This window comes from Burkholderia sp. HAN2018 (genome assembly GCF_024704855.1).
In the GTDB taxonomy this organism is placed as follows: domain Bacteria; phylum Pseudomonadota; class Gammaproteobacteria; order Burkholderiales; family Burkholderiaceae; genus Burkholderia; species Burkholderia cepacia.
On sequence record NZ_QOBB01000125.1, the window covers coordinates 1 to 21,090 of the forward strand.

The following is a 21,090-nucleotide window of genomic DNA, read 5'->3' on the forward strand; positions in this document are numbered from 1 at the left end:
GCCAGCCTGCAGCGCGCGGGCGGCGGCTTCCGCCTCCGCCGGGTCGCGCACCGGCAGCGCGGTCAACGCGGCCGCCTCGACCTCGTTCGGGATCAGGTAATCGACGAGCGGCAGCCAGCCGTCCGGCAGCGGCGCGACGGCCGGGGCCGGATTGAGCACCACCGTGCGGCCGAGCCGACGTCCGGCCGACAGCGCCGCGAACACCGCATCCGGCGGCGTCTCGAGCTGGCAGATCACGACGTCGGCCGACGCCAGCGCGGCCTCATGCCGCGCGACCGTATCGGTCGTGACCTCGCCATTGCCGCCCGCGACGATCACGATCGCGTTCTGGCTCGCATCGTCGACGACGATCAGCGCGACGCCGGTCGACGCCGACGCGCTCGTCGCGAGCCCCGCGCAGTCGATCCCCTCGGCTTCGAGACCCGCACGCAGTGCCGCGCCGTGCGCATCCGCGCCGACGCAGCCGATCATCGCGACCTGCGCGCCGAGCCGCGCGGCAGCGACGGCCTGGTTGCCGCCCTTGCCGCCCGCCGCCTGCGCGAACGCATGACCGGCGAGCGTTTCGCCGGGCAGCGGCAGGCGCGGCGCCCGCACGACGAGATCCATGTTGAGGCTGCCGACCACCGTTACGCGGCCGGCGCCCGCTGCGGGCGCCGTCATGCGCGACCGCCGGAAGCCGGCGGCTCGCGGTAGATCGCCGTCGATTCACGCAGCACGAGACGCGGCGACACGACGCGACGGCGGCTCGGCACGGCCGACGAGCCGCCGCCGATCCGCTCGATCAGGGTCTGCGCCGCCATTTCGCCGAGCGCGCGCACCGACTGGCCGACCGTCGACAGCGCCGGATAGGTGTAGCGGGAAAATTCGATGTCGTCGAATCCGATGATCGAACAGTCGTCCGGCACGCGCATGCCGCGCTCGGCCGCCGCACGCAGCGCGCCGACGCCCATCAGGTCGTTGCCCGCGAAGATCGCGCTCGGCCGCACCGATTCGAACAGCCGCGACGCCGCGTGATAACCGCCGAGGCACGAGAAGTCGCTTTCCGCGATCGCGCCCGGCACGATGTCGACACCGCGCTCGGCCATCGCACGGATGAAACCGTGCACGCGCATCGCGCTGACCGCCGTGTCGGTCGGCCCCGTGATGCAGCCGATCTTCGCGTGCCCGAGCTCGAGCAGGTGGCGCGTCGCCAGGTACGCGCCGCGCTCGTGGTCGATCTGCACGAGGTCGGCCGCGAGCCCCTCGATGTTGCGATCGACGACGACGAGCGGCGCATGGATGTCCGCAAGCGTCTGCGCGAGCACCGCATCCTCGCCCGCCGACGCGACGATCAGCCCGTCGATGCGCTTTTCCTGCAGCACGCGCAGGTAGTTGCGCTGCTTCACGGGATCGTCGTCCGAGTTGCAGAAGAACACGCAATAGCCATTGGCCGCGCACTGATCCTCGATGCCGCGCGCAAGTTCCGCGAAATACGGATTCGTGCTGTTCGGCACGACGAGGCCGATGGTCGCCGTCGCACGCGCCTTCAGCGAGCGTGCCACGGCCGACGGCACGTAATTCAGCTCGCGGATTGCGCCCTCGACCTTCGCACGCACATCCGCAGACACCGGCCGCGAGTTGTTCACCACGTGCGAGACGGTCGTAAACGACACGCCCGCCATGGCTGCCACATCCTTGATCGTCGCCATTTCCCGTTTCTCTCTGGTCTGTTCTGTCTGTCTTTCTACCGCACGCGCGTGCGCCGGCTGCGATACGTATCGAGCACGACCGCCACCACGATCACCGCGCCGGTGATGATCCGTTTCGTCGGCTCGTTCGCGCCGATCTGCGCCAGCCCCGCGGCCAGCACCGAGATGATCAACACGCCGAAGAACGTGCTGATCACCGAGCCGCGCCCGCCCATCAGGCTCGTGCCGCCGATCACGACGGCCGCGATCACCTGCAGTTCGAGGCCGACGCCCGCGTTCGGGTCGGCCGCCTCGAGCCGCGAAATCTGGAACAGCGACGCGAGCCCCGCGAGCGCGCCCATCAGCGCGAATACGAGAATTTTATACGGCCTCGGGTTAACCCCGGCAAGTCGGACGGCTTCTTCGTTCGTGCCGATCCCGACGAGATAGCGTCCGAACACGGTGCGCGTCAGCACGAACTGGGCCGCGATCATCACCGCGACCGCGATCAGGAACGCCGGCGAGATGCCGAGCGCGATCGGGTTCGACAGGAAATCGAACGCGTCGCCGATATAGGCGGTGCGCGAATTCGTCAGCTGGTACGCGAGGCCGCGTGCGGCCTCCAGCACGCCGAGCGACACGATGAACGACGGGATCCGCCAGCCGACCGTGACCGCGCCCGTCAGCGCGCCCGTGACGGTCGCGACCGCGATGCCGATCAGCGCGGCCGGCAGCGGCCCCCACTGCCATTTCAGCGCGGCGACGCTGACCATCGACGCGGCGAGCGCGAGCACCGAGCCGACCGACAGGTCGATCCCGGCGATGATCAGCACGAAGGTCATCCCGACCGACATCACGACGAGATCGGGAATCTGGTTCGCGATCGTGCTGAACGTATCGTAGGTCAGGAAATGCGAGCTCAGCGTCGAAAACAGCACGATCATCGCGGCAAGCGCGCCGGCGAGCCCGAGATAGTTCGACAGGCCGAGCCGCGTGCCGGACAGCGTGCGCGCGCGGCGCCCCGTCACGTCCTGCTGCGCGCCTGCGTCGGTCGGGGATACGGGAGGCTGGGTCATTGCTGTCGTCCTGTCGTCGAAGTGCCCGGAGCAGCGCCTTGCGCCTGCCCCGCGTCCGGATGCCGTGCGCCGTCCGGCGGCGTCTCGCGGCCGAAGCCGGCGAACGCCGCGGCCAGCAGTGCATCCTGGGTCCAGTTGCCGCGCTCGAACACGGCGGTCATGCGGCCGGCCGACATCACGCCGATCCGGTCGCAGATCAGCATCAGCTCACGCAGGTCGCTCGACACGACGACGAGCGCGCGGCCTTCGCGCGCGAGCGCGCCCATCAAAGTGTAGATCTCGAACTTCGCGCCGACGTCGATCCCGCGCGTCGGCTCGTCGAACAGCAGCACGCCCATGTCGCGCGCGAGCCAGCGGCCGATCACGACCTTCTGCTGATTACCGCCCGACAGCTCGCCGACCGCCTGCGCCGCACCGTGCGTGCGGATTCGCAGCGCGTCGATCTGCTGCTCGGCGAGCGCCGTTTCACGCGCGCTGTCGACGATGCCGCCGCGCGCCAGCCGGTCGAGCTGGCCGAGCGACACGTTCGCGGTGATCGACTGCGTGAGCAGCAACCCTTCGCCCTTGCGATCCTCGGTGATCAGCGCGATGCCGTGCTTCACCGCCTCGACGGGCGAGCCGATCCGCACCGGCTTCGGCGGCTGGCCGATCGCGATCGTTCCCGCATCCGGCGCATCCGCGCCGTAGATCAGCCGCAGCAGTTCGGTACGTCCCGCGCCGATCAGCCCCGAGATGCCGAAGATCTCGCCCGCGCGCACCTCGAGCGACACGTCGCGCACCGCCGTCCCGCGGGCGAGGCCCGACACGACGAGCCGCGGTGCGCCGATACGGCGCTCGCCGAGATCGATGTGCTCGCCGATCTCGCGCCCGACCATCAGCGTGACGAGCCCGTCGGACGTCGTCGCCGCCATGTCGCCCGCATGGACGAGCCGGCCGTCGCGCAGTACCGCGACCCGCTCGGCGACACGCGCGAGCTCCTCGAGCCGGTGCGAGATGTAGATGATCGCGACCCCGCGTGCCTTCAGCCGGTCGATCTGCTCGAACAGCAGCTCGACTTCACGCGCGGTCAGCATCGCGGTCGGTTCGTCGAGAATCAGCACGCGGCAGTCGCCGATCAAGTTGCGCGCGATCTCGACCATCTGCTGATGGCCGATGCCGAGCGCGCCCACCGGCGTATCGGGATCGACCGTGTCGAGCCCGACCTGTGCCATCGCGGCCCGCGCGTCGTCGCGCAACCGCGCGCGGTCGATGATCCCGAAGCGCCGCGGCAGGCGGTTCAGGAACAGGTTTTCGGCGACCGTCAGGGTCGGCAGCAGGTTCAGCTCCTGCATCACCATGCGCACGCCGAGCGCCTCGGCCTGCGTCCGGCTCGCCGGCGCATAGGGCTGGCCGCCCAGCTGCATCGTGCCGGCGGTCGGCTCGACGAGCCCGCCGATGATCTTCGACAGCGTGCTCTTGCCGGCGCCGTTCTCGCCCGTCAACGCAAGCGCGTGGCCCGCGTCGAGCGTCAGCGTGACCTCGGCGAGCACGGGTTCGGCATAGGTCTTGCCGATGCCGGATACGGACAGCACGGGAGCGGCTGCGCGGGAGGGTTGGGAAGTCGGGTCCATCGCGATCCTGATTGCGGCCGCGCGCACGCGGCGCGCGGGTATGACGCTCACAAGTGCATGTGCATGCAGTGGCCGTGATCGCGCTCACCCCTGATAACGGCCGCCGCGCCCGATTCTTGAGGGCGGCGGCCGTATCGGGGTTGCGTCACTTCGTCACGAGATCCACCGGCGTCTCGACCACGCCCGACATGTCGGCCTGCTTGCGATGCTCGGAGATCGCCTTGAGCGCCGTGTCGATGCCGAACACGGCCTGCTTCGCCGCGTACTGATCGGCCGTCGCGAGCACGCGGCCGTCCTTCAGCATCGGCTTGATCGCGTTGATGTTGTCGTAGCCGACCACGAACACCTTGCCCTGCTTGCCGGCCGCGCGCACGGCCGACACGGCGCCGATCGCCATGTTGTCGTTGCCGCACAGCAGCGCCTTCAGGTTCGGGTATTCGTTGAGCATCGCGGCCGCGACCGCATTGCCCTTGTCGATCTCCCATTCACCGGACTGCACCGATACGACCTTCATCCCGCCCGCCTTCATCGCATCCTCGAAGCCGGCCGTGCGCTGCTGCGCATTGGTCGTCGTCGACACGCCCTCGACGATGCCGACCTGGTCGCCCGCCTTCAGCCGCTTCGCGAGGTAATCGCCGATCTTGCGCGCGCCCTTGCGGTTGTCCGGGCCGACGAACGGTACGTTCAGGTTCTTCGATTTCAGCACGTCGGGATCGAGCCGGTTGTCGATGTTCACGACGATGATGCCGGCGTCGACCGCCTTCTTCACGACCGGCACGAGCGCCTTCGAATCGGCCGGCGCGAGTACGATCGCGTCGACCTTCGACACGATCATCTGCTCGACGATGCGGATCTGGTTCGCGGTGTCGGTCTCGTCCTTGATGCCGTTGGTGATCAAGTCGAACTGGTTCGCGTTGTGCTTCTGGTATTCCTTCGCGCCCGTTTCCATCGTCAGGAAGAACTCGTTGGCGAGCGACTTCATCACGAGCGCGACCTTCGGCTTGGCCGATGATTGCGCATGGACGGCCGGTGCGGCGGCAACCGCGACGGCGGCGAGCGCGGCGGTCAGGAAGCGACGGCGAAAGAGGACATTCATACACATCTCCTGGCGACCGGCCCCAAGGACCGGACTATTGTTTGACTGTTGTTTTAATGTGAGCAAACGTTTGCGCCACACTACCCGGGCAATGGCCATCGATGCTGCTGTCGGTACCACGGAATGGAAGCGAGGCAGACGGCCGACTGCCTGACGCGTGCTGTTGTTTACGCGCCGCCGCCGGCGGGAAGCCGGCGGAGTGAAGGCTATGCTGTACCGATTCGCGTCGGCGCGCAACCTGTCTGATCAATATTTAAGGGTTTATTCGGAGCGCGTGTCACGCCGGATCCCGCGGCGCCGGCTCGTCTTCATCGGCTGACGGCGGCTCGCCGAATCGGTTCGCATGCGGCGTGCCGGCGATGAAGCCGTTCATCACGAACAACGCGAGCGCGCCGACGATCGGCACGAACACCAACAGCATCCACCATCCCGACTTGTCGATGTCGTGCAGCCGCTTCACACCGACCGCAATCGACGACCACGCCGCGACGACGGCGACCACGATGAGCACCAGCATCGCCAGCAGCGGCAGATCGTCATCCGGCGAGCGGTGCGAATCCGCATCGAAAAACACGCTGAGCAACGCGGAAACCAGTGCGTAGATCCACCACGGCAGGCGCCCGATCCGGCCTTCGAAGGAAAAGAGAAACCATTTCAGGTTCATTGTTTACCTCGTCGTCACGCGTGTTGCGTGCTGTGCGCCATGCTGCCGAATGTGTCCGAACGGGCAATCCGCGTGCGTTGTGTTGCGAATGCGAACGGCCGGTCGGGATGGTGCCGGAGAGTCGCGGCAACACCCGTCAGCCGGTATTCACGCGCATTGAATCACAGACAAGGAGAAACGGGGCGGCCGGTATGCAGGATGGCAAGGCCCGATGCGAGGCGCTCGAACGTACCGTCTTGATTTCTCGCTGGCAGGCGAGCGCATGTCGTGCGCCGGGTGCGGGGATGAATCGGCAGGAAACCGCGATTGCGGCCGGTGATTCGGTGAGTCTGGGTCGAACAACCAGGCGGCGGCAAATCGCCTGCCGCCTGGTGCATGACGGGACGTCGCGCCATCCGCGGTGATCGCGCGGACGGCGCACGACGTACTGTCGTCAAACGGCTTCGCGCAACAGCCCCGCGATTTCCGCTTCGTTCAGGTGCGGCGCGAACATCTCGATCAGCCGGTACGCATACGCACGCAGGAATGCGCCCTTGCGCAGGCCGACCCGCGTCGTGCTCGCCTCGAACAGGTGCTGCGTATCGAGCGCGACGAGCCCCGTGTCGCGCTGCGGATCGTAGGCCATCGCCGCGACGACGCCGATCCCCATCCCGAGCTCGACATAGGTCTTGATCACGTCGGCGTCGATCGCGGTCAGCACGACGTCGGGCACGGCACCCGCCTGCGTGAATGCCTGGTCGATGTGCGAGCGGCCCGTGAAGTCCTGGTCGTACGTGATGATCGGGTACTCGGCGATTTCCTCGAGCGTCAGGTTCTCGCGACCGACGAGCGGATGGCCCTTCGGCACGACGACCGTGTGGTGCCACGAATAGCACGGGAACGTGACGATGTCCGGATAGCGGTCGAGCGCTTCGGTCGAGATGCCGAGATCGGCCTCGCCGTTCAGGATCATCTGCGCGATCTGCTGCGGGCTGCCCTGGCGCAGCGCGAGATGGACCTTCGGGAACACGTCGGTAAACTGCCGGATCACCTTCGGCAGCGCGTAGCGCGCCTGCGTGTGCGTCGTCGCGACGACGAGGTGGCCGCTGTCCTGGTCTGCGAACTGGCGCGCGACGCGGCGCAGGTTCTCGGCATCGAGCAGCATCCGCTCGATCAGCTGGTGCACGGCCTTGCCGGGCTCCGTGAGCCCCGTCAGCCGCTTGCCGCGCCGGATGAAGATATCGACGCCCAGTTCATCCTCGAGATCCTTGATCTGCTTGGACACGCCGGACTGCGACGTGTACAGCACGTTCGCGACTTCCGTCAGGTTCATGTTCTGGCGCACCGCTTCGCGCACGAACCGCAATTGCTGAAAATTCATGGGTATGCCTCTTAGGCTGTCGTTGTTTGATTGTCTGATCGGAGCGCGCTCCGCCCCCTGCCCTGCATTCTGGCGTCAACGCGCGGGAAACACACGCACCGCGCGCGGCACGGCCGTCGCACCGTCGCCGACCTGCAGCGACAGCGCACGCCATGCGTCGCGATCGAGTTCCGCCTCGAGCGCGCCGCCTGCGCGCGCCTCGAGCTCCACGCGCACCGAACCGCCGAGCGGGATCACACGGCGCACGTCCACCGCGATGCCGTCACGGTGCCCTTCGCCCGCCGGCCAGAGTTGCAGGTCGTGCGGCCGCACATACGCGTTCGCAGGGCCCGCGAAATCGGCATCGACCTCGATCGGCGCAGCCGCGCCCTCGGCCACGAAGCCGCGCCCGGCGACCGTGCCCGGCAGCCGGTTGGCCGCGCCGAGGAACTCGTAGACGAACGCGCTCTGCGGATGATCGTAGACGTCCTGCGGGCTGCCGACCTGCTCGACGTGGCCGCGGTTCAGCACGACGATGCGGTCCGCGACTTCCAGCGCCTCCTCCTGGTCGTGCGTGACGAAGATCGTCGAGATGTGCAGGTCGTCGTGCAGACGACGCAGCCAGCCGCGCAGTTCCTTGCGGACCTTCGCGTCGAGCGCGCCGAACGGCTCGTCGAGCAGCAGCACCTTCGGCTCGACCGCGAGCGCGCGGGCGAGCGCGATGCGCTGGCGCTGGCCGCCCGACAGCTCCGACGGATAACGCTGCGCAAGCCAGTCGAGCTGCACGAGCTTCAGCAGCTCGTGCACCTTGTCGCGGATCGCGCTTTCCGACGGCCGCTCGCGGCGCGGCTTCACGCGCAGCCCGAACGCGACGTTCTCGAACACGGTCATGTGGCGGAACAGCGCGTAGTGCTGGAACACGAACCCGACCTGCCGATCGCGCGCGCCGACCGACGCGACGTCGAGCCCCTGCAGCACGACCTGGCCGGCGTCCGCGTGCTCGAGGCCCGCGATCACGCGCAGCAGCGTGGTCTTGCCGCAGCCGGACGGCCCGAGCAGCGCGACCAGTTCACCGGGCGGGAAGTCGAGCGACACGTTGTCGAGCGCCGTGAAATCGCCGAAGCGCTTCTGAAGGTTACGGACGGTGATACCCATTCTGGTTGCCTCTTTACGATTTCGACGAAACGGCGGCGGGGCCGGCGTGTGCGGGAACGGTGTCGCTCGCGCCGGCCAGTTCGGCGGCGAGATGACGCTCGGCGATCAGTTTCAGGGTGAGCGTGACGAGCGCGAGCAGCGCGAGCACCGACGCCACCGCGAACGCTGCCGCGAAGTTGTATTCGTTGTACAGGATCTCGACGTGCAGCGGCATCGTGTCGGTCACGCCGCGGATGTGGCCCGATACGACCGACACCGCGCCGAACTCGCCCATCGCACGCGCGTTGCACAGGATCACGCCGTACAGCAGACCCCACTTCACGTTCGGCAGCGTCACGCGGCGGAAGATCTGCCAGCCCGACGCGCCGAGCACGCGCGCGGCTTCTTCCTCGTCGGTGCCTTGCGCCTGCATCAGCGGAATCAGCTCGCGCGCGACGAACGGGAACGTGACGAAGATCGTCGCGAGCACGATGCCCGGCACCGCGAAGATGATCTGCACGTCGTGTGCCTGCAGCCACGGCCCGAGCCAGCCCTGCGCACCGAACAGCAGCACGTACACGAGACCCGAGATCACCGGCGACACCGAGAACGGCAGGTCGATCAGCGTCGTCAGCAGCGCCTTGCCGCGGAATTCGAATTTCGCGATCGCCCACGACGCGCACACACCGAACACGAGGTTCAGCGGTACGGCGATCACGGCGACGGTCAGCGTCAGCTTGATCGCCGACCACGCGTCGGGATCGGCCAGCGATTCGAGATAGAAGCCGACACCTTTTCTCAGCGCCTCGACGAACACCGCGGCGAGCGGTACGACGAGGAAGAACGCAAGGAACGCCAGCGCGATGCCCGTGAGCAGCCAGCGCACGACGCGCGACTCGCTGACGGGGTCGAGCCGCTTCGCGGCGCGCCCTTGCTCGGCCGAAGACGGGGTTTTCAGCACGACGGTGGCCTCCTGGCTCATTGCTGGCCTCCTGCTGCGGCGGCGGTGACGGTAGCAGGCGCGGGACCGCTCGCACCCTTGCTCGTGCGGCGCTGCAGATACCACTGCAGCGTGTTGATCAGCAGCAGCATCAGGAACGACACGACGAGCATCACGACCGCCAGCGCGGTCGCGCCCGCGTAGTCGTACTGCTCGAGCTTCGTGATGATGAGCAGCGACGTGATCTCGGATTTCATCGGCACGTTGCCGGCGATGAAGATCACCGAGCCGTATTCGCCGAGCGCACGCGCGAACGCGAGCGCGAACCCGGTGAGGAGCGCAGGCAGCACGGCCGGCAGCACGACGCGGCGGAACGTCAGCCAGCGCGACGCGCCCAGGCACGCGGCCGCCTCTTCCTGCTCGCGCTCGAAATCCTCGAGTACCGGCTGCACGGTGCGCACGACGAACGGCAGCCCGATGAAGGTCAGCGCGACCAGCACGCCGGCCGGCGTGAACGCGATCTTGATGCCGAGCGGCGCGAGATACTGGCCGACCCAGCCGTTGGTCGCATAGACGGCCGCGAGCGAGATGCCGGCAACCGACGTCGGCAGCGCGAACGGCAGGTCGACGATCGCATCGACGAGGCGCTTGAACGGGAACGTGTAGCGCACGAGCACCCACGCGACGAGGAAGCCGAACACGGCGTTGATCAGCGCGCCGCCGAGTGCGGACGTGAACGTCAGCCGGTACGACGCGAGCACGCGCGGCGACGCGACGGCGGTGACGAACTGGTCCCACGACAGCGTCGCGGTCTTCAGGAACGTGGCGGCGAGCGGTATCAGCACCACGAGGCTCAAATAGGCCACCGTGATGCCTAGCGTCACGCCGAAACCGGGCAGCGCGCTCGGCTTGCGAAAGGTGTACGTCGTCATCGGATGCTCTTGCTGGGTCGATGCTGCTCATGGGTCGACGCAAACGCCGGCGCGATGCTTTGCGCCGGCGGCCCGCCGAGGGTGCGGCGCGCTGTCGTGGCGCGCCGCTGTCGTTATGGTGTTACTGCGGCTTGTAGATCGAATCGAACACGCCGCCATCCGCGAAATGCGTCTTCTGCGCATTCGTCCAGCCGCCGAAGGTATCGTCGACCGTGTACAGCTTCAGCTTCGGGAACTGCTTGGTCAGCTCCGCCGGCACGTTCTTCGAACGCGGCCGGTAGTAGTTGCGTGCCGCGATCTCCTGGCCCTGCGGGCTGTACAGGAAGTTCAGGTACGCATCGGCCAGCTTGCGCGTGCCCTTCTTGTCGACGACCTTGTCGACCACCGCGACGGGCGGCTCGGCCAGGATGCTCACCGACGGCACGACGATCTCGAACTTGTCGGTACCGAATTCCTTGACCGACAGGAACGCCTCGTTTTCCCATGCGATCAGCACGTCGCCGATCCCGCGCTGCACGAAGCTCGTGGTCGCGCCGCGTGCGCCCGAATCGAGCACGCCCGCGTTCTTGTAGAGCTTCGTGACGAATTCCTTCGCCGTCTGCTCGTTGCCGCCCGGCTTGTGCACCGCGTACGCCCATGCGGCCAGGTAGTTCCAGCGTGCGCCGCCCGACGTCTTCGGGTTCGGCGTGACGATCGAGATGCCCGGCTTGGTCAGGTCGTCCCAGTCCTTGATCCCCTTCGGGTTGCCCTTGCGCACCAGGAACACGATCGTCGACGTATACGGCGACGCGTTGTCGGGCAGGCGCTTCTGCCAATCCTTGTTGACGAGGCCCTTGTTCGCGAGCGCGTCGATGTCGTACGCCAATGCCAGCGTGACGACGTCGGCCTGCAGGCCGTCGAGCACCGAGCGCGCCTGCGCGCCCGAACCGCCGTGCGACTGCTTGAAGTTGACGGTCTCGCCCGTCTTCGCCTTCCACTCCTTGCCGAACGCCTGGTTGAAGTCCTGATACAGCTCGCGCGTCGGGTCGTACGACACGTTCAGGAAGGTCGTATCGGCCTGGGCGTGCGTCGCGACGCCCAGCGCCGCCGCCGCGCCCAGCGCGAGTGTTGCGATCAGGCGGCCCACTCCGCCCACCAGCCCCGTATTGCGCTTGCCCATCCTTGGTTCTCCAGTGTTGTCGGTATTGCGATGTCGGGCCAGTCTAGCGAACGGGTTACATGATTAAAAATAATCGTTCCTCATTTTTTAATACTCAAAAGTGCTAACGCAGACGGGATGGACGGTTGCGGCAGATGAACCGGCGTCCGGACGTCGCAAAATCACGTCGGAACCGGCGTGATCGCGTCGAACCTCACGTAACACTTGAAATTCGCGAACTACTGTATAAAAATACAGCTCACTGTCTATCCATACAGTTGAGCCATGACCAAACTCACCGCCCGTCAGCAGCAAGTGTTCGACTTGATCCGTCGCGCGATCGAGCGCTCCGGATTCCCGCCCACCCGTGCCGAGATCGCGGCCGAACTGGGCTTCAGCTCGCCGAATGCGGCCGAAGAGCACCTGCGCGCGCTGGCGCGCAAGGGTGTGATCGAGCTGGCCGCCGGCGCGTCGCGCGGCATCCGCCTGCTCGGCATCGACGATGCCCCGCACCAGTTCACGCTCCCGCACGCCGGCCTGATGCAGCTGTCGCTGCCGCTCGTCGGCCGTGTGGCAGCCGGTAGCCCGATCCTCGCGCAGGAGCACATCTCGCAGCATTACGCGTGCGATCCCGCGCTGTTCACCAGCAAGCCCGACTACCTGTTGAAAGTGCGCGGCCTGTCGATGCGCGACGCCGGCATCCTCGATGGCGACCTGCTCGCCGTGCAGAAGCGCACGGAAGCGAAGGACGGCCAGATCATCGTCGCGCGTCTCGGCGACGACGTCACGGTCAAGCGCCTGATGCGCCGGCCGGGCGGTCTCGAGCTGATCGCGGAGAACCCGGATTACGAAAACATCTTCGTCAAGGCCGGCAGCGCGGAATTCGCGCTGGAAGGCATCGCCGTCGGGCTGATCCGCTCGGGCGAACTCTGACATTCCGTCTCGCTGAGGAGAACATCATGGAACGCCTTGCCCGCCTGCTGCCTTTCCGTCAATTCGGTCGCCTGCGTCACCTGCGCGGCCGCACGCCCTGCGCACCGCTGTCCGCGGCGGCGCCTGTGCAAGAAGAAGTCGCAGTCGAACGGCAGGCGTCCCTGCTGCCGTCGGCGCTCCCCGCTTTCGCGCGGGTATCGCTGAACGCCGGCCTGAATCACGCGGAACCCGCGCGTCGCGCGCCGGTGCGCGTCTATCACGGTCGTTCACGCCTGATCATGGTCGGCACGATCGATGCCGTGTGCCGGATGATCGATCGCTGCATTGCAGAGGAACGATCGGCCACGCCTGGCGGTCTCTGATTGCGGAACATCCCCGCACCGGAGGCAACGTGACCGGATCTTCGGGCCGCGCATGGCGGCTCAAACCCCTGCTGATCATCGTGCTGGCCATCGCCGCCGTTGCGGCGATCGGCTATGCCTACGCGTCGCCGTACGTCGCGCTCGGCCGCCTGAAAACGGCGATCGATGCGCGCGATGCGCAGGCCATCAGTGAATACGTCGATTTTCCATCGCTGCGCATCAGCCTGAAGCAGCAGGTCACGGAAGAGCTGATGCGCCGGATCGACGCGGTGAAGAAGAGCAATCCGTTCGCGGTGCTCGGTGCACTGATCGGGTCGGCATTGATCGGCCCGCTGGTCGATGCATACGCGACCCCGGAGGGCGTGGCCGCGCTGATGAGCGGATTGCCTCCGCGTGGCAATCCGGGAGAGCGTCCACCTGACTTGTCGAATCTGCCACCAGGCAGCGATGCATCGGGCAACACGCCGGCCGCACCAACGCCCAATCAGGCTTCGGCAAGCGCAGCCGCTCCGGGCAGCAACGCGGCAGCCGCATCATCGCCGCCCCCTGCTGCTGCCGCGCCGGCCAGCCCGGTCGATGCAACGCATTCGCCGCATCAGCAGCAAACCAGCGCCGGCTACCGGAATATCGATGAATTCGTCGTGACCTACCAGCGCAGTGCCGACGGCACGCGCTATGCGGCGATATTCCACCGCTTCGGCCTGTTCTCGTGGAAGTTGTCCGCAATCGACCTGCACGCTTGACAGGGCCCGACAGGACTTGACTGGCTCGGGGTCGTCGCCCGAGCCACTGAGGCGGCGTGACTGCCCGACCGGCACGGTTCGCCAGTCAGGCAGTCATCGAATCATTGGATCATTTGCCGTTCGCCGTGGCCGCTTCACGCTCGCGTGCGATTTCAGCCTTCTGCTCTTGCGCCGACGAACACGCGACCAGAATGCTGCAGTTCACGCGATCGAGCAGTTGTGTGTTGCCCGAGCCCATCCACCATCTCGACAGCCCGCTGCGGCACCGGTGGCCGACGACGACGAGATCGGCGTTCAGTTCGGTCGCGAGATTCGCGATTTCGTCGATCGGATAGCCGAATGCGAAATGGCCTTCGGCCTGCACGCCGCGCTCGCGCAGCCAGTTCACCCCTTCCTGCAGGATTTCACGCGCGGTTTCCTCGAACCGGCCGCACGCGACGTCGGTCAGCAAACCCGCGCTCTGTGCAATGCTCGAGCGCATGTCGACGACCGACAGCAAATGCGTTTCGGCCTTCAGGTCCATCGCGAGATTGGCGCCGCAGCGCAGTGCCTTGCGCCCTTCGAGCGTGCCGTCGTAACACAGCAGAATCTTGTTGTAGCTAGCCATGAAACCTCCCTATCGCAACAACGAGCCTACGCATTCATCATGGTGCGCCGCAATTCAGGACGCAAGGGATGGAAAACGCTGATTCGCCCCGCTCGGCGCGTGCGCGATGATGCGGTGCACGATCGGTGCGCGCATGCATCGCACCGCGCAGGCATGCCCTGAAGAGACGCAGCCGATGCACTAGAATGGCCCGTTCGTACTCCAGCGGGCCACCAGGCGCCGGCGTCGTGCGCTTCGGTCATGCCCGTGTGACAGGCAATCGTCCGATCGGTTCGCCAACCGGCCATGCATCCGGCAGCGGAACACTGCCGCGCCCGCATACAACGACAACACACCCATGCTCGTTGCACCGATCGATTTCCGGAACGTCGAAAAGCGCTATGGCGACAAGCTTGTCGTCAACGGCCTGTCGTTCACCGTGCAGGCCGGCGAATGCTACGGCCTGCTCGGCCCCAACGGCGCAGGCAAGACCACCACGCTGAAAATGCTGCTCGGCCTCACGCACCCCGATGCAGGCACCATTTCGCTCTGCGGCGAACCGGTTCCATCGCGTGCGCGGCATGCGCGCCAGCGTGTCGGGGTCGTCCCGCAGTTCGACAATCTCGACCCCGACTTCACCGTGCGCGAGAACCTGCTCGTCTTCAGCCGCTATTTCGGCATGTCGGCGCAGGCTGCGCACGCGCTCGTGAAACCCCTGCTCGAATTCGCGAAGCTCGAGAACAAGGCCGATGCGAAGGTCGGCGAGCTGTCGGGCGGCATGAAGCGCCGACTCACGCTCGCCCGTGCGCTCGTCAACGATCCCGATGTGCTGGTGCTCGACGAGCCGACGACGGGCCTCGACCCGCAGGCGCGCCACCTCATGTGGGAACGCCTGCGCTCGCTGCTCGCTCGAGGCAAGACGATCCTGATCACCACGCACTTCATGGAAGAAGCCGAGCGCCTGTGCGACCGGCTGTGTGTGATCGAGGAAGGCCGCAAGATCGCCGAAGGAGCGCCGCACGCGCTGATCGAATCGGAGATCGGCTGCGACGTGATTGAGATCTACGGGCCCGATCCGGCCACGCTGCGCGACGAGCTGGCGGCGTTCGCGAAGCACACCGAGATCAGCGGCGAGACGCTGTTCTGCTACGTGAGCGACCCGGAACCGCTCAGTGCGCGACTCAAGGGTCGCACGGGGTTGCGCTATCTGCATCGCCCGGCCAATCTGGAAGATGTGTTCCTGCGGCTCACGGGCCGCGAAATGCAGGACTGATCGATCATGGACGTGCGCAACTATTCCGCCACCGCCCCGTCGGCACCGCCACGCGTGTCACGCTTCGCGATCGCGATGCCCGCGAACGCAACCAACTGGATCGCCGTCTGGCGGCGCAACTATCTCGTCTGGCGCAAGCTCGCGCTCGCGTCGATGTTCGGCAATCTTGCCGATCCGATGATCTATCTGTTCGGTCTGGGGTTCGGGCTCGGCCTGATGCTCGGCCACGTCGATGGCGTGTCGTATATCGCGTTCCTCGCGGCCGGTACGGTCGGCTCGAGCGTGATGATGTCCGCGAGCTTCGAGTCGATGTATTCGGGTTTCTCGAGGATGCACGTGCAGCGCACATGGGAAGCGATCATGCATACGCCGCTTGCGCTCGGCGACATCGTGCTCGGCGAGATCGTCTGGGGGGCCAGCAAGGCGATGCTGTCGGGGGCCGCGATCATGCTCGTCGCGGGGGCGCTCGGCTATGCGCAGTTTCCGTCGATGCTCGCGGCGCTGCCCGTGATCGCGCTCGCGGGCCTCGCGTTCGCAAGCGTCGCGATGATCGTCACGGCGCTCGCACCGTCCTATGATTTCTTCATGTTTTATCAGACGCTCGTGCTGACGCCGATGCTGCTGCTGTCGGGCGTGTTCTTCCCGACCACGCAGCTGCCGCCGATCGCGCGGCACGCGGCGCAGGCACTGCCGCTCGCGAACGCCGTCGAGCTGATCCGGCCCGCGATGCTCGGCCGGCCGGCGACCGACGTCGCGCTGCATGTCGCGGTGCTCGCCGGCTACGCGATCGGCGGGTTCCTGCTGTCCGCCTGGCTGTTCCGGCGGCGGATGATGCGCTGACGGCCGGCGCACCGGGCGCCGGCTTCATGCGACGACGTTACTCGTCGTCGTCGCTCCACGGGATCTCGACGTCGGTCAGGAACGCGACGGTCGCGAGCGGGCCACCTTCCTGGCGGCCGAGCTTGCCGTCCGCGCGATGCCATTCGACGCGGAACTGCGTGCCCGGATCGTCGGCGACCAGATAAACCGAGCGCAGCTCTTCCTTGTCGGCCTCGTCCACCGGGCCGTCGAACGACACCAGCATCTTCTGCGGCCACAGGCCGTTGACCGGATCGTAAATGCGGTCGCCTTGCGGAATGTCGATGCTGGCCTCGACGCCGATCGTTGCGGAGGCCTCGATGATCATCGTGCCGAGTGCGTTCAGCACGGCAGTCGCCCGCGCGGAATTGGCCTGGCGGATCGCGAGATCGCCGCGCGTCAGCGCCTTTTCGAGTCGAGGATGAATCTTCGGTTGGGTCATGCGTTTTCCTGTTTGCTTCTTGTAAATGGCGCCGCACGCGTGAAACGGCGGCGCCGGATGAATACGACGATTGCGCCCGGCCGGCGCACCGCTTGCGCGCGTCAGAACCCGAGCGCGACCGCGAGCAGGCCGCTCGCAATCCCGAACACGACGACGAGGATCGCGACAATGGCCAGCATGTAAGGCTTGAACGAACGCGCGAGCATCGCGAGCGACGGCACGCTGATCGGCGGCAGCGTCATCAGCAGCGCGGCGGCCGGGCCGACGCCCATGCCGAGCGACAGCATCGCCTGGATGATCGGCACCTCGCCCGCCGTCGGGATCACGAACAGCATGCCCGCGACCGCGAAGGCGACGATCCAGCCGAGATGATTGCCGATGTCCGGGCCGATATGCGGAAACAGCCATGCGCGCGCGGCGCCGAGCAGCAGCACGAGCACGATGTATTCGGGCACGAGCCGCACGGCCATGCGCGCGAGCAGCTTCATCCAGCGGACGAACGGATTGCCGGCCGCGGCCTGCTCGGCCGCCAGCGCGGCGAGCTGCGCATCGTCGATGCGGGCGTCTTCAGGGCGCGCGATCCGGTTCAGCAGATAGCCGATCCCGAATACCATCGCGACGCCCAGCACGAGGCGCAGCGCACTCCAGTGCCAGCCGAGCACGAAGCCCATGAAAACCAGCGCCGCCGGGTTCAGCACCGTGTTGCCGAGCCAGAACGCGACCGCGCCGCCCGGCGAGGCATGGCGTGCACGCAGCCCCGCGACGACCGGCGCCGCGCAGCACGTGCACATCATGCCGGGCAGCGACAGCAGGCCGCCCGCGGCAACGCTGCCGAAGCCGGTGCGGCCGAGCACGCGCGCGACCCAGTGCGCGGGCAGCAGCGCCTGTACGGCCGAACCGAGCAGCAAGCCGAGCACCATCGCCTGCCAGATCGCCTTGCCGTACGCCCATGCGTAGTCGAGCGCGGCCTTCAGCGACGGCTCGGGCGCGGCCGCCGACGTGCCCATCAGGATCGACTGTCCGATCGAATGATGCTCGGCGGCAACGAACGCCTTGTTGTAGTACGGGAACCATTTCACATAGAACAGCCCCGCGACCGCGATCAGCAGGAAGGTCATCCAGCCGAGTGCCGGATTGGGTTGGGTGCGTGTGGTCGTCATCGTGTGATCGTCGATTGGTTTTTGTCGGTGGCGGGCTTCACGCCTGCCGCAAGCGCGACCGACGCGGGCAGCCCGGCCTGCGCGAGTTGCGCCAGCAGCGTGCGCGCCTGGTCGCACACATCGGCCGCGTTGGGCCGGAAGGTGAACGTCAGCGCCCGGTTCGGCTTGTTGTACGTCGCGCGATAAGTGCGCGCATAGGCGGGATCGTAATGCTTGTCGATCAGTTCGGTGAACAGTTCGGCACGCGCGCCGGCATCGATCAGCGCCTTCCAGTGCGTCACCTGTTCGCGGCTGTGCAGGCCGATCAGCCGGTGCAGCTGTGCCTTGAACGCGTCCGGTTCGTCGAACAGGTGCGCGTAATCGTCGAGGAGGAACGCGATGCGCTCGTCATGCGCCGCGTCGACATGCACCCACGGCCCTGCGTGAAACGCTTCGATCAACGCGATCGGCAACTGCACGAGCCCGATCCTGCGGCTTTCCGACTCGACAAATACCGGCCATTCGGGGTCGAAACGCCCAAGTGTTTCAACGAGCCCCGAATCGAACCCCTTCTGCGCCGGCTGCGGCTTGCCCGGCAGCGCGCCGAGCAGCGAACCGCGATGGCACGCGAGCGCCTCGAGATCGAGCGTCTGCGCGCCCGCGTCGCGCAGCGCGTTCAGCAGGCGCGTCTTGCCGCAGCCCGTATGGCCGACGAGCGCGATGTAGCGAAAGCGCGTCGGCAGCGAGTCGAGCGTCGCGCACACCGACTGGCGGTATGACTTGTAGCCGCCGTCGAGCTGGCGCGCCTTCCAGCCGATCAGGTTGAACCAGGTCGTCATCGAGCCCGAGCGCTTGCCGCCGCGCCAGCAGTAGATCAGCGGCCGCCAGTTGCGCGGCCGGTCGGCGAACGTCGTGTCGAGATGACGCGCGATATTGCGTGCCACCATCGCCGCGCCGACGCGCGTCGCCTCGTACGGCGACACCTGCCGGTACATCGTGCCGACGAGCACGCGCTCCTCGTTGCTGAGCACGGGCGCGTTCAGCGCGCCGGGGATATGATCCTCGGCGAACTCGAGCGGCGTGCGCACGTCGATGATCTCGTCGAACTCGCCGGCGCGATCGAGGGTGACAATCAGGTTCTTCAATTTGGCGTCGAACAGGGGCGATGCGGCTCGATGAGCCGCATGGGCACGGAAGGCGGATTGGCGATTATCTCACGGGCCGGCGTCTCGGGCCGCGCGCGGCGGCCGGCGGCGGCGATGCGGCCTGCATCGCGTCGATCAGATGGTCGCGGAACGCGCGAACCGACGCGGGCAGATCGCGCCCCGCCATCGTCTGTACCTGGATGCTGCGCTCGCGCAACTGCGGGTTCGTCACGGGCACGACGACGAAGCCGTCCGCGGCGCAGCGGTCGCGCACCGACAGCAGCCCCGTGAACATCACCGCGCCCGTGCGCCGCGCATAACCGTACATCGCCGCCGTGTTGTTGCTCGTCAGTTCAGGCTCGAGCAGCAGCCCGTCGAGCGCGCATGCGATGTCGATCAACTGGCGCACCGTGGTGCCGGCCTCGGGCAGCACGTGCGGGTGACGCGCGACATCGGCGAGCGACACCGCTTCACGCGTCGCGAGCGGATGGTCGCGCCGCACCAGCGCGAAGATCGGCGCGCGCTCGGTATGCTCGACGCGCACGCCCTTCTCCGGCGCGAGGCTGAAGCTCAACGCGATGTCCACGTCGCCGTCGCGCACGCGCCGCGTCGCGTCCGCCGGCGACACGACCCACACCGAGAAATCGACGCCCGGATGGCGCGCCTTGAAGCGTGCGAGCGTGCCGGGCAGGAAATCGATCGCGAACCCTTCCGAGCAGGCGATCTTCAGCAGGCTGCCGTGCAGCGCGTCGAGCCCGCCGATGTCCTTCATCACGTGCTCGGCCTCCAGCAGGCTGCGCTGCGCGAATGCCAGAAGCCGCTCGCCGGCCTCCGACAGCGCCATCCCGCGCGGCCGGCGCTCGAACAGCGGTGCCCCAAGCTCGCTCTCGAGTTTCGCGATCTGGCGGCTGATCGCCGAGACGGCCACGTGCAGCCGCGCGGACGCGTCGCTGATCGAACCGGTGCGCGCCACCTCGACGAAATACCGCAACGCCAGGCCATGCAGGAAAGCCGCCATCGTTCTGTCTCCACCCGGCTGCCGGCCGCGTTGCTTTGCCTTTTCGGCAAAGAAAGGTTCGAAATTCGATCATTGTGACAAAAAAAACGGCTTTCTAGAATCGATCGCACTTCACGCTGCACGCACGATCCGCGGCGTGCAGCGAACCCGACACAGGAGACACGACTTGAGCCGTACCGCCGCCATCCAGCACGCGCTGAACCAGTTCGAATCCGGTGCGTTCTTCACGACCCTGAGCCGCCGTGTCGGCTTGCGAACCGAAAGCCAGGAGAGCGGCAACGGTGCCGCGCTGCGCGCCTACCTGACCGACGAGATCGCACCCGAGGCCGCGCGCCTCGGCTTCACGTCGCGGATCGTCGACAACCCCGTCGACGGCGGCGGCCCGTTCCTGCTCGCATCGCGCCACGAAGACGATGCACTGCCGACCGTGCTGATCTACGGCCACGGCGACGTCGTGCGCGGCTACGACGCGCAGTGGCGCGCACCGCTGTCGCCGTGGACGCTGACGGCCGACGGCGACCGCTGGTACGGCCGCGGCAGCGCCGACAACAAGGGCCAGCACACCATCAACCTGGCCGCGCTGGCGAGCGTGCTCGATGCGCGCGGCGGCCGGATGGGCTTCAACGCGAAGCTGCTGATCGAGATGGGCGAGGAAACGGGTTCGCCGGGCCTCGACGCACTGTGCCGTCAGGAGCGCGATGCGCTCGCGGCCGACGTGCTGATCGCGTCCGACGGCCCGCGCATCGCGGCCGCGCGCCCCACGGTGTTCCTCGGCTCGCGCGGCTCGGTCAATTTCAAGCTGAGCCTGCGCGCCCGTGACGGCGCGCATCACTCCGGCAACTGGGGCGGGCTGCTGCGCAATCCGGCGATCGTGCTCGCGCACGCACTCGCGAGCCTCGTCGACGCGCGCGGCGCGATTCGCGTCGCGGGGCTGCGTCCGCCGCCGATCCCGGCCGCCGTGCGCGAGGCGCTCGCCGATCTCTGCGTCGGCGGCG

The 21,090-nt window shown here is 67.2% G+C and carries 22 protein-coding genes; 6 read left to right on the plus strand and 16 right to left on the minus strand.

Annotated elements, in window-relative coordinates; translation table 11 throughout:
- The 11 genes from DPV74_RS26045 to DPV74_RS26095 all read right to left on the minus strand — a co-directional run.
- Positions 1–660 (minus strand): PfkB family carbohydrate kinase (locus DPV74_RS26045; RefSeq protein WP_119338231.1); only part of this gene is annotated, 660 nt, incomplete at its 3' end.
- Positions 657–1,688: a LacI family DNA-binding transcriptional regulator gene (locus DPV74_RS26050; RefSeq protein WP_027787474.1), complete on the minus strand. Its 1,032-nt coding sequence runs from the start codon at positions 1,686–1,688 to the stop codon at positions 657–659. The genes DPV74_RS26045 and DPV74_RS26050, both read right to left, overlap by 4 nt.
- Positions 1,689–1,723: 35 nt before the next feature.
- On the minus strand, positions 1,724–2,743 hold the full coding sequence (locus DPV74_RS26055) for an ABC transporter permease (protein WP_027787475.1): 1,020 nt from the start codon (positions 2,741–2,743) through the stop codon (positions 1,724–1,726).
- Positions 2,740–4,353, minus strand: a complete 1,614-nt coding sequence (locus DPV74_RS26060; RefSeq protein ID WP_060084833.1) for a sugar ABC transporter ATP-binding protein — start codon at positions 4,351–4,353, stop codon at positions 2,740–2,742. Before DPV74_RS26060 ends, DPV74_RS26055 begins: the two co-directional genes overlap by 4 nt.
- Before the next feature lie 145 nt (positions 4,354–4,498).
- Entirely contained in the window at positions 4,499–5,449 is a 951-nt protein-coding gene (locus DPV74_RS26065; protein ID WP_027787477.1) for a sugar ABC transporter substrate-binding protein, read from the minus strand.
- Between the two features lie 277 nt (positions 5,450–5,726).
- A complete protein-coding gene (locus DPV74_RS26070) occupies positions 5,727–6,113 on the minus strand; it encodes a DUF805 domain-containing protein (protein ID WP_049098223.1) in 387 nt (128 codons plus the stop codon).
- A gap of 433 nt (positions 6,114–6,546) precedes the next feature.
- Entirely contained in the window at positions 6,547–7,473 is a 927-nt protein-coding gene (locus DPV74_RS26075; protein ID WP_006484201.1) for a CysB family HTH-type transcriptional regulator, read from the minus strand.
- A 75-nt stretch (positions 7,474–7,548) separates the two neighbouring features.
- Entirely contained in the window at positions 7,549–8,607 is a 1,059-nt protein-coding gene (locus tag DPV74_RS26080) for a sulfate/molybdate ABC transporter ATP-binding protein (RefSeq protein WP_027787478.1), read from the minus strand.
- Positions 8,608–8,620: 13 nt separating this feature from the next.
- Positions 8,621–9,568, minus strand: coding sequence for a sulfate ABC transporter permease subunit CysW (gene cysW / locus DPV74_RS26085; protein ID WP_119338232.1), 948 nt, complete (start codon positions 9,566–9,568; stop codon positions 8,621–8,623).
- Positions 9,565–10,458, minus strand: coding sequence for a sulfate ABC transporter permease subunit CysT (gene cysT / locus DPV74_RS26090; RefSeq protein ID WP_027787480.1), 894 nt, complete (start codon positions 10,456–10,458; stop codon positions 9,565–9,567). The genes cysW and cysT overlap by 4 nt, the downstream gene beginning before the upstream one ends.
- Before the next feature lie 121 nt (positions 10,459–10,579).
- Positions 10,580–11,617: a sulfate ABC transporter substrate-binding protein gene (locus DPV74_RS26095; protein WP_011351893.1), complete on the minus strand. Its 1,038-nt coding sequence runs from the start codon at positions 11,615–11,617 to the stop codon at positions 10,580–10,582.
- 264 nt (positions 11,618–11,881) lie between these two features.
- On the opposite strand from DPV74_RS26095, the gene lexA reads away from it, so the two are divergent.
- From lexA to DPV74_RS26110, 3 genes are read left to right on the plus strand one after another with little or no spacing between them, the layout of a single operon-like run.
- Positions 11,882–12,529 carry a transcriptional repressor LexA gene (lexA, locus tag DPV74_RS26100; RefSeq protein ID WP_006754655.1) on the plus strand — a complete coding sequence of 216 codons (648 nt, stop codon included), beginning with the start codon at positions 11,882–11,884 and terminating at the stop codon, positions 12,527–12,529.
- Positions 12,530–12,555: 26 nt separating this feature from the next.
- The gene (locus tag DPV74_RS26105; protein ID WP_006476078.1) at positions 12,556–12,891 is read left to right on the plus strand and encodes a hypothetical protein; all 336 of its coding nucleotides are present in this window, start codon (positions 12,556–12,558) and stop codon (positions 12,889–12,891) included.
- Between the two features lie 29 nt (positions 12,892–12,920).
- Positions 12,921–13,634, plus strand: a complete 714-nt coding sequence (locus DPV74_RS26110) for a DUF2939 domain-containing protein (protein ID WP_119338233.1) — start codon at positions 12,921–12,923, stop codon at positions 13,632–13,634.
- A gap of 109 nt (positions 13,635–13,743) precedes the next feature.
- On the opposite strand, the gene DPV74_RS26115 is transcribed toward DPV74_RS26110, so the two are convergent.
- On the minus strand, positions 13,744–14,241 hold the full coding sequence (locus DPV74_RS26115; RefSeq protein WP_021157010.1) for a universal stress protein: 498 nt from the start codon (positions 14,239–14,241) through the stop codon (positions 13,744–13,746).
- 337 nt (positions 14,242–14,578) lie between these two features.
- Between DPV74_RS26115 and nodI the strand changes: the two genes are divergently transcribed.
- Together nodI and DPV74_RS26125 are read left to right on the plus strand one after the other, a co-directional pair.
- Positions 14,579–15,493, plus strand: a complete 915-nt coding sequence (gene nodI / locus DPV74_RS26120) for a nodulation factor ABC transporter ATP-binding protein NodI (protein WP_021157008.1) — start codon at positions 14,579–14,581, stop codon at positions 15,491–15,493.
- A gap of 6 nt (positions 15,494–15,499) precedes the next feature.
- Positions 15,500–16,333 carry an ABC transporter permease gene (locus DPV74_RS26125; RefSeq protein WP_027787482.1) on the plus strand — a complete coding sequence of 278 codons (834 nt, stop codon included), beginning with the start codon at positions 15,500–15,502 and terminating at the stop codon, positions 16,331–16,333.
- A gap of 37 nt (positions 16,334–16,370) precedes the next feature.
- On the opposite strand, the gene DPV74_RS26130 is transcribed toward DPV74_RS26125, so the two are convergent.
- From DPV74_RS26130 to DPV74_RS26145, 4 genes are all read right to left on the minus strand, one after another.
- Positions 16,371–16,793 carry a hypothetical protein gene (locus DPV74_RS26130; RefSeq protein ID WP_027787483.1) on the minus strand — a complete coding sequence of 141 codons (423 nt, stop codon included), beginning with the start codon at positions 16,791–16,793 and terminating at the stop codon, positions 16,371–16,373.
- 101 nt (positions 16,794–16,894) lie between these two features.
- Entirely contained in the window at positions 16,895–17,953 is a 1,059-nt protein-coding gene (locus DPV74_RS26135) for a permease (protein ID WP_059700154.1), read from the minus strand.
- Positions 17,950–19,077 (minus strand): tRNA 2-selenouridine(34) synthase MnmH, encoded by a 1,128-nt coding sequence (gene mnmH / locus DPV74_RS26140; RefSeq protein WP_119338234.1) that lies wholly within the window; start codon positions 19,075–19,077, stop codon positions 17,950–17,952. Before mnmH ends, DPV74_RS26135 begins: the two co-directional genes overlap by 4 nt.
- Positions 19,078–19,141: 64 nt before the next feature.
- The gene (locus tag DPV74_RS26145) at positions 19,142–20,095 is read right to left on the minus strand and encodes a LysR family transcriptional regulator (protein WP_060172132.1); all 954 of its coding nucleotides are present in this window, start codon (positions 20,093–20,095) and stop codon (positions 19,142–19,144) included.
- 166 nt (positions 20,096–20,261) lie between these two features.
- On the opposite strand from DPV74_RS26145, the gene DPV74_RS26150 reads away from it, so the two are divergent.
- Positions 20,262–21,090: M20/M25/M40 family metallo-hydrolase (locus DPV74_RS26150; protein ID WP_119338235.1), on the plus strand; the 829-nt coding region annotated here is incomplete at its 3' end.

Coding starts and splice junctions, on each gene's coding strand:
- DPV74_RS26050 (WP_027787474.1), bottom strand. CDS start 1,688: ATGGCGACGATCAAGGATGTGGCAGCCATGGCGGGCGTGTCGTTTACG.
- DPV74_RS26055 (WP_027787475.1), bottom strand. CDS start 2,743: ATGACCCAGCCTCCCGTATCCCCGACCGACGCAGGCGCGCAGCAGGAC.
- DPV74_RS26060 (WP_060084833.1), bottom strand. CDS start 4,353: ATGGACCCGACTTCCCAACCCTCCCGCGCAGCCGCTCCCGTGCTGTCC.
- DPV74_RS26065 (WP_027787477.1), bottom strand. CDS start 5,449: ATGAATGTCCTCTTTCGCCGTCGCTTCCTGACCGCCGCGCTCGCCGCC.
- DPV74_RS26070 (WP_049098223.1), bottom strand. CDS start 6,113: ATGAACCTGAAATGGTTTCTCTTTTCCTTCGAAGGCCGGATCGGGCGC.
- DPV74_RS26075 (WP_006484201.1), bottom strand. CDS start 7,473: ATGAATTTTCAGCAATTGCGGTTCGTGCGCGAAGCGGTGCGCCAGAAC.
- DPV74_RS26080 (WP_027787478.1), bottom strand. CDS start 8,607: ATGGGTATCACCGTCCGTAACCTTCAGAAGCGCTTCGGCGATTTCACG.
- cysW (WP_119338232.1), bottom strand. CDS start 9,568: ATGAGCCAGGAGGCCACCGTCGTGCTGAAAACCCCGTCTTCGGCCGAG.
- cysT (WP_027787480.1), bottom strand. CDS start 10,458: ATGACGACGTACACCTTTCGCAAGCCGAGCGCGCTGCCCGGTTTCGGC.
- DPV74_RS26095 (WP_011351893.1), bottom strand. CDS start 11,617: ATGGGCAAGCGCAATACGGGGCTGGTGGGCGGAGTGGGCCGCCTGATC.
- lexA (WP_006754655.1), top strand. CDS start 11,882: ATGACCAAACTCACCGCCCGTCAGCAGCAAGTGTTCGACTTGATCCGT.
- DPV74_RS26105 (WP_006476078.1), top strand. CDS start 12,556: ATGGAACGCCTTGCCCGCCTGCTGCCTTTCCGTCAATTCGGTCGCCTG.
- DPV74_RS26115 (WP_021157010.1), bottom strand. CDS start 14,241: ATGGCTAGCTACAACAAGATTCTGCTGTGTTACGACGGCACGCTCGAA.
- nodI (WP_021157008.1), top strand. CDS start 14,579: ATGCTCGTTGCACCGATCGATTTCCGGAACGTCGAAAAGCGCTATGGC.
- DPV74_RS26125 (WP_027787482.1), top strand. CDS start 15,500: ATGGACGTGCGCAACTATTCCGCCACCGCCCCGTCGGCACCGCCACGC.
- DPV74_RS26130 (WP_027787483.1), bottom strand. CDS start 16,793: ATGACCCAACCGAAGATTCATCCTCGACTCGAAAAGGCGCTGACGCGC.
- DPV74_RS26135 (WP_059700154.1), bottom strand. CDS start 17,953: ATGACGACCACACGCACCCAACCCAATCCGGCACTCGGCTGGATGACC.
- DPV74_RS26145 (WP_060172132.1), bottom strand. CDS start 20,095: ATGGCGGCTTTCCTGCATGGCCTGGCGTTGCGGTATTTCGTCGAGGTG.